Source organism: Mucilaginibacter panaciglaebae (assembly GCF_039539265.1).
In the GTDB taxonomy this organism is placed as follows: Bacteria; Bacteroidota; Bacteroidia; order Sphingobacteriales; family Sphingobacteriaceae; genus Mucilaginibacter; species Mucilaginibacter panaciglaebae.
The window spans coordinates 1-1,318 of the sequence record NZ_BAABCV010000027.1; the positions used below are offsets into that span (position 1 = coordinate 1).

The 1,318-nt window shown below is 43.8% G+C and carries 2 protein-coding genes; both read right to left on the reverse strand.

Features of this window, described 5'->3' with window-relative positions:
* Nucleotides 1-92: 92 nt before the first annotated feature.
* The gene (locus tag ABD772_RS17500; RefSeq protein ID WP_345107510.1) at nt 93-971 is read right to left on the reverse strand and encodes an IS3 family transposase; all 879 of its coding nucleotides are present in this window, start codon (nt 969-971) and stop codon (nt 93-95) included.
* Between the two features lie 2 nt (nt 972-973).
* A complete protein-coding gene (locus tag ABD772_RS17505) occupies nt 974-1,276 on the reverse strand; it encodes a hypothetical protein (RefSeq protein WP_345107513.1) in 303 nt (100 codons plus the stop codon).
* Nucleotides 1,277-1,318 lie beyond the last annotated feature (42 nt).

The following is a 1,318-nucleotide window of genomic DNA, read 5'->3' on the forward strand; positions in this document are numbered from 1 at the left end:
CTGACCCGTCCTGAAAAAAGTTTACAGATTTGGTTGTTAATACTTAATTGAATTTACACTTTTAATTTAGTACTGAAATAAGTTTACACTATTTATCTGTCGATAGCTACCTTCATTTCGCTAGTGGGATAATAATTGCGCCATCTTCGATTGAGTACACCTGTTTTTTGGTGTGCGCTTTCTGGCGTAAGCATATCCAAACTGCTATGTGGCCTTAGCTGATTGTAAATACCTACGGCTTTTTTAACCTCCTGATAGGCAGTACTGATATGATCATAACTTTCCTTTAGCAATTCCATTTTAAGTATGCCGTTTACTCTTTCAGCTATGGCATTATCCCTTGGGTTTCCGCTCTGGGTCATACTGATAGCAATGCCCTTTCTCTTTAATAACCCGGTATACGCCTTACTGCAATATTGTGTGCCCCGGTCTGAATGATGGATCAGCGGCTGATCTGTAGTCAGCCGGCTGGCCAATGCCATCCGCAGGGCGCCTAAACAATTGTCCGTAGAAAGATCATGGCTCATAAAAAAGCCAATGATCTTTCGGCTATAGGCATCCGTTACCAGGCTCAGATAAGCAAAGTCCTGTTTAATTCGGATATAAGTAATGTCGCTTACCCAAAGCTGATTGGGCCGGTCTACTACCAGATACTTGACCAGATCCGGGTACTTTCTAAACCGGTGAGATGAAAAAGTGGTACGTGCGCGGTACCGTTTTCTGCGTACTAACAGGCCGTTATGCCTGAGCAGTTCAAAGAAAGCGTCACGGCCCATCTCTGGCTGCATCAATTCCAGCAGCTTCCTTGTCCCCAGTCGTGGTTGCAGGCGCCTGTGCTCCAGTACCTGCTGAATCATTTCTTCTTGTTTGAACGTCCGCTTTTCTGTCTGACGATTATTTTGATAATATGCCTGTGAGCTATAACCAAGCAGTCCGCATAGCTCGCGTAACCCACGCGAGCGTTCTTGCATGCTTATTCCGACCGCCTGGTGCCAGACTTTTTTCTGATGTTGGCACCCAGCTCCCTATCTGCTATATCAATAATATTATTCAGTAACTCGTTCTTTAAACGCTCTTTACGTAACAGCGCTTTGAGCATCGCCACATCGTCAGGCAACTCTTCCTGAATAGGCGGCGCTTTGTAGGTTGATTTATTGCTTTTCACTATACGATACGTACGGCCGTAGGATAAACCGTACTTTAACGCTAAGCTACGAAATGTTAGACCCAACGTTAAATGATCATGCAAGATCTTTTCTTCTTTACTTTTGTTCATCGTTTACACTTTTAATTGTAAACCTATTTCAGGACAAGTCAG